The sequence below is a fragment of the Epilithonimonas bovis DSM 19482 genome, assembly GCF_900108115.1.
GTDB classification, from domain to species: domain Bacteria; phylum Bacteroidota; class Bacteroidia; order Flavobacteriales; family Weeksellaceae; genus Epilithonimonas; species Epilithonimonas bovis.
Genome location: NZ_FTPU01000073.1, coordinates 1 through 4419, shown reverse-complemented (window position 1 = coordinate 4419; position 4419 = coordinate 1). Strand labels below are relative to the sequence as shown.

7 protein-coding genes and 1 rRNA gene are annotated in these 4419 nt (G+C 42.7%); 6 read left to right on the top strand and 2 right to left on the bottom strand.

From position 1 onward, the window contains the following. Positions 1–183: 183 nt before the first annotated feature. Positions 184–291, top strand: a 5S ribosomal RNA gene (gene rrf, locus B0B05_RS16000). A 394-nt stretch (positions 292–685) separates the two neighbouring features. Here the strand turns inward: rrf and B0B05_RS17300 are convergent. Continuing rightward, positions 686–856 carry a helix-turn-helix domain-containing protein gene (locus B0B05_RS17300; RefSeq protein WP_394332795.1) on the bottom strand — a complete coding sequence of 57 codons (171 nt, stop codon included), beginning with the start codon at positions 854–856 and terminating at the stop codon, positions 686–688. Positions 857–1420: 564 nt separating this feature from the next. On the opposite strand from B0B05_RS17300, the gene B0B05_RS15990 reads away from it, so the two are divergent. The 4 genes from B0B05_RS15990 to B0B05_RS15975 all read left to right on the top strand — a co-directional run bounded on the left by B0B05_RS15990 (position 1421) and on the right by B0B05_RS15975 (position 3729). Further along, positions 1421–2065 (top strand): DUF6266 family protein, encoded by a 645-nt coding sequence (locus B0B05_RS15990; protein ID WP_076784570.1) that lies wholly within the window; start codon positions 1421–1423, stop codon positions 2063–2065. 722 nt (positions 2066–2787) lie between these two features. Further along, a complete protein-coding gene (locus B0B05_RS15985) occupies positions 2788–3012 on the top strand; it encodes a hypothetical protein (protein WP_076784569.1) in 225 nt (74 codons plus the stop codon). 36 nt (positions 3013–3048) lie between these two features. Beyond that, complete coding sequence (locus tag B0B05_RS15980) at positions 3049–3252, top strand: hypothetical protein (RefSeq protein WP_076784568.1); 204 nt, start codon at positions 3049–3051, stop codon at positions 3250–3252. Positions 3253–3258: 6 nt separating this feature from the next. Beyond that, positions 3259–3729, top strand: coding sequence for a sugar phosphate isomerase/epimerase family protein (locus tag B0B05_RS15975; protein WP_076784567.1), 471 nt, complete (start codon positions 3259–3261; stop codon positions 3727–3729). A 106-nt stretch (positions 3730–3835) separates the two neighbouring features. Here B0B05_RS15975 and B0B05_RS15970 read toward each other — a convergent pair whose 3' ends face one another. After that, positions 3836–4030, bottom strand: a complete 195-nt coding sequence (locus B0B05_RS15970) for a hypothetical protein (RefSeq protein ID WP_076784566.1) — start codon at positions 4028–4030, stop codon at positions 3836–3838. 129 nt (positions 4031–4159) lie between these two features. Between B0B05_RS15970 and B0B05_RS15965 the strand changes: the two genes are divergently transcribed. Next, a partial coding sequence (locus B0B05_RS15965) for a transposase (protein ID WP_143746064.1) occupies positions 4160–4419 on the top strand: 260 nt, incomplete at its 3' end.

Sequence of the window (4419 nt, the reverse complement as noted above, 5' to 3'; positions counted from 1 at the left end):
CAAGTAGTACTAATTACCCGTAGATTTATAGCCTATTGGTTACAATATACAAGTGCTTTTTGCGCAACAAAGGTTCTCTCTTTGTGAACGTTTTTATCGATTAAAAAGTTGACAGTTGATTGTTGACAGTTGTTGGAAAACTCCGACAACCATCAACCGACAACTAACAACCATATACCTTTTTAGGGTGGTTTTAGCAGAGGGGCTCACCTGTTCCCATTCCGAACACAGAAGTTAAGCCCTCTAGCGCCGATGGTACTGCGAAAGCGGGAGAGTAGGTCGCCGCCAGTTTTTTTTTAAAGCTCATCAATTTATTTTGGTGAGCTTTTTTTGTTGTATACCTAAGTATAATTTTAGTACTGGGCAAATCTAAAACAAAACCCAGGCTCTTCCCCAGCCACCAAATCCGTCATCCTTCACCATCCCCAATCCCGTCACTTCGAGTGCCGGCCGCAGGGCAGTGTCTCAGGAAGCCCTCAGAACCTTTCGGTATTCTTTCTTGTGTACAATCGTTGCGCCCATCATCACATTTATAACCTGACGTAGTAGCAGTCTTATCATGTGAACTTAGACCAAATCGTCATTCGTACTTCATCCATCATCTATCATCCATCGTCCATCATCTAACCTCCATCATCCATCATCCATCATCCAACATCCAACATCCCCATCCGGTATCCATCCCTCATCGTTGCACTTCGTAGCATAAAAGAATGAGATCTATGTAAAGGATAAGCTTCAGGTAGTAGATGCGGCCTTCTAGCTTTAGATAGTGCAGGTGCTTCTTTTGCCTGTACGTACGCATGGTACGCATGCTCACCCCCAGGATGGCTGCAACATCTTCCTCGGTGAGCAGATGGTCTTTGTGGAACGGGGCTTCGAGGCGCAGAAGTTGGCCGTTAGATACATGCAGTTCATTAAGTCAGGCTTCAATCTGGCTCTCACTGAAAAGAAATGATGTTTTCATAACAAATAGTTTTTGTTGTTGAATGCTAAACCACTGCTGGTGTAGCCCATCATCACGACTTGTTATGCATTATGACAAAAAGCTGTATGCGAAGTGTAGGGACAAGGTCAATCCTGCTTTACCCAAATAACAGGAGCCCGGCAATCCGCAGAACCAAATTAAGGAATTTTTTCCATACTCTGAGTTGGGAACCCCGTAATTTAAGTATGGGACACGTACTTACTGGCTTTTGATCATAAAATTGCTGTCATTCTCCAGCACCAAAGCCTATACTAAGAGATAACAAAGCCTATAGGAAGCCTATAGAAGCTATAGCAAAGCATAAATAACTGTATAGCCAACTAGGTGTTTGTTAGAAGCAAACGGAAAATTCCGGCAAATTGTGGCAGATGGGGCACGTGCACTGCTGCTGCCTGCTAACTTTGTCCACCTAACCCCCTAAATCAATTAAAAATGGGAAAATTAAATGATTCTTTATTATCGGGATCAAGTGGCAGGACAGGCCGCTTGGTAGTTGCCAATGTCTCGGGGACAGAAATCCTCCGCGTTCGGCCAAGAAAGAGGACGGGACAGCCCTCTGCAAAACAACTGTTAATTCAGGAGAGGATGAAGCAGTGCTATGATTTTATACTGCCTTACAAAGCCTTTGCTTCTCTTTATTTTGGATACAGGACAGGTATGAGATCCAGTTATAATCAGGCCATCACCAACCTGCTGAATGCCTTTAAGCTGGACTTTGTGCTCAATAAGATCACACCGGAGTATTCCGAGATTATGTTCGCCATGGGAGCCTTGTTGGCAGCAGTACCCACAGGCCTGGCATCGCCTGCTGCCGGCACGCTCAAGCTGGACTGGTACAACAATGGCGGCGGAAACCCTCCTCGTGAAACCGACCAGCTGATGTTGCTCTATGTGGCAGAAGGGACCCGCTCACCGGTATTGATGGAAAACATGGCCACCAGGGCAGATGCCACTGTATCAGTCACGGTACCGCCCAACCTTATTGGTAAAAAAGTACATGCCTGGATGACTTTTAAGTCGCAGGATCTGATGGAAGTATCGGTCTCTTCCTATATTGGCACTGTTACCATTACATAAAATGGGAGAGATTTTTTTTGTAACAGGTTTTCCCGGCAGGCTTTCCCGGCAGGCTTTGCCGGGTTTTTGGTGTGGTCGTCTGTAAAAAAAATAACGCCTGATAGGTTAACGCTTTATTGGCCATGATTCCAAATTCACAAATCTTTATATAAGAGTGCCGTCCATCCTGTGTCTGTAAATAATTTTTTTGTTATGCACTGCAACAGGCTGGTATACTGATTATCCGAAGAAGTAATGGCTTTACCATATATAAGCTGCTGTTTGCCTGCTTTTTGCTGCACATATTTTGTTGGTGGCAGCTTGACGGCCGCTTCCCTAATCGGAAATGACTCTTCAAAAAGTTATTTATAACAGGAGCCTGCCAAAAATGTAGGTCAGATCCGGGTTTTTAGTTTAGTTTGGCAGGATTTTTTGTACCTTTTTATACAATCAAAATTGGTAGATTATGCTGCAAAGGCAGCTTACGGAGCTTCTTCAAGGTTCATCTCTTCAGGAAATCTTTGTAGGCACCCAAATGATAACCAGTGGAAATAATCAATTGGAAAAATAAGATTATGATCAGTTCAATAAAGGAAGGCTCGCTGCTGGCTTACCAGGCAACAGATGGAATGAGTTGTATATTGCAACACTTCATATTAACTGCAGGCCCATTATGAGAAAAGGTAAAGATGGCCAGCCCCATCCTATAAAAATAAATACGAACCAAACTTGTTAACAGATATATGGCTTCAAGAAGAAAATTTGTAAAACAACTGGGGCTGCTGTCCGGAGCCTTTGCGGCAATGCCGGTTTCAATTGTGGCAGGCCAGGACCAAAAGAGAAATATAATGAGAGTGAATGAAACCGGGAATAAAGCAAAAGTTGCCGTCATCACATGGACTTACGGCATCAGTGATCTTGACCGGCTTTTTGCTAAAATCAGGGATACAGGCTTTGAAGCGGTCTAGTTTTGTAGCGACATCAGCCAGTACAGGGCAGAGGAGGTGGTCCGTCTTGCTCGCAAACATAATATTGAAATCCTGGCTTACGATCCCGGAGCATGTAAACCACCCGCCGGTGTACAGCCCAACATAGACAATGCGGTGGCTTATTTTACAAAAATCATAGCATTTGCCAAAGCTATTGGTTCGCCTATGGTATGCCTGCAGGGTTTATCCAATTGGACCAAAGCTATTGCCGCGTACTAGGAAGCTATGGCTTTTATAATAGAAGTCGTGCGCAGGCTGGATCAGGTGGCGGCTCAGCATCATATCATGATGACCTATGAGGCTTGCTGCCATTACGAATTGCCATGGGTGCAGACTGCTGACGAATTATTGAGGATCTACAATGAGTCTGGTGCGAAAAATTTGAAATTGGTTCTTGACAGTTTCCATATGAATATTGCCGAGACAGATATGCTGGAACCGATCCGTAAAATTGGAAATCTTTTGGACAGCTATCACATCTCCGACTCGGGCAGGGGAGAGATAGGGACCGGCCATATTAACTTTGTGGCGCAGTACAAAACCTTGCAGGAGGTCGGATTTAAAGGTTATGTCTTTTTGGAAATTGTCATCCCCGAATGCCGCCCTTATAAACTGCCAATGAATGACAGGCAAATAACAGAATTCATCAGGCAGAATCAATACAGTAAAAAAATGTGGGAGGCGATTTCTTCTTAAGAGCTGTATCATGGCACAGGATACAATCAAAGAGTACAAAGCCGGGACAACCTCTGTCTTGTGGGCGCGCGTTTTTTTCCACTCGATTATATAACGCCAGATAGCGTTACCATTGGTATTCTGTTTTATGATTCAGTTCAATAGGATTATTGTTTTTTCTGATGTAATCTTGCTGGTCTTTGTTCATTAGTTTGATATCCAAATTTATTCGTTTCCCTTCGGTATCAGTAACATACGATTTCCCGGAACTCAGACGATTTTCCAGTTCACGATTGGGGTGATCATAGTAGCTTAAAGCCAATTGATGAAATTGATTCCAATCAATTGATATTGCTTTTTTTCGGGCATCAAATAATTCTCCATTATTCTTTTTATGAATATCCGTAATTACACATAATTTCGTATATTTACTTATAATTTAATTAGTTAGATGAATATATTTAGTTTTACAACGCATTTTGGGAGAGAGGAAGATTGCAGAATTCATTTTAAGGAGCAGAGAGATAAAATCGGAGTGGTTTGCAAGTGCGGTCACAAGGAGCATTTCTGGATTAAAAGCATCTGGAGCTACGAATGCAAAAAGTGTCGTAAAAGAATTTCCTTGAAAAGTGGAACGATTATGCAAAATTCTAATCTTTCATTCTTAATTTGGTACAAAACCATGTTTCTAATGAGCGTTACCAAGAAAGG

Excerpts from the sequence above, each read along its gene's own strand:
- B0B05_RS15990 (WP_076784570.1), top strand. The coding sequence starts at position 1,421 with ATGGGAAAATTAAATGATTCTTTATTATCGGGATCAAGTGGCAGGACA.
- B0B05_RS15975 (WP_076784567.1), top strand. The coding sequence starts at position 3,259 with ATGGCTTTTATAATAGAAGTCGTGCGCAGGCTGGATCAGGTGGCGGCT.
- B0B05_RS15985 (WP_076784569.1), top strand. The coding sequence starts at position 2,788 with ATGGCTTCAAGAAGAAAATTTGTAAAACAACTGGGGCTGCTGTCCGGA.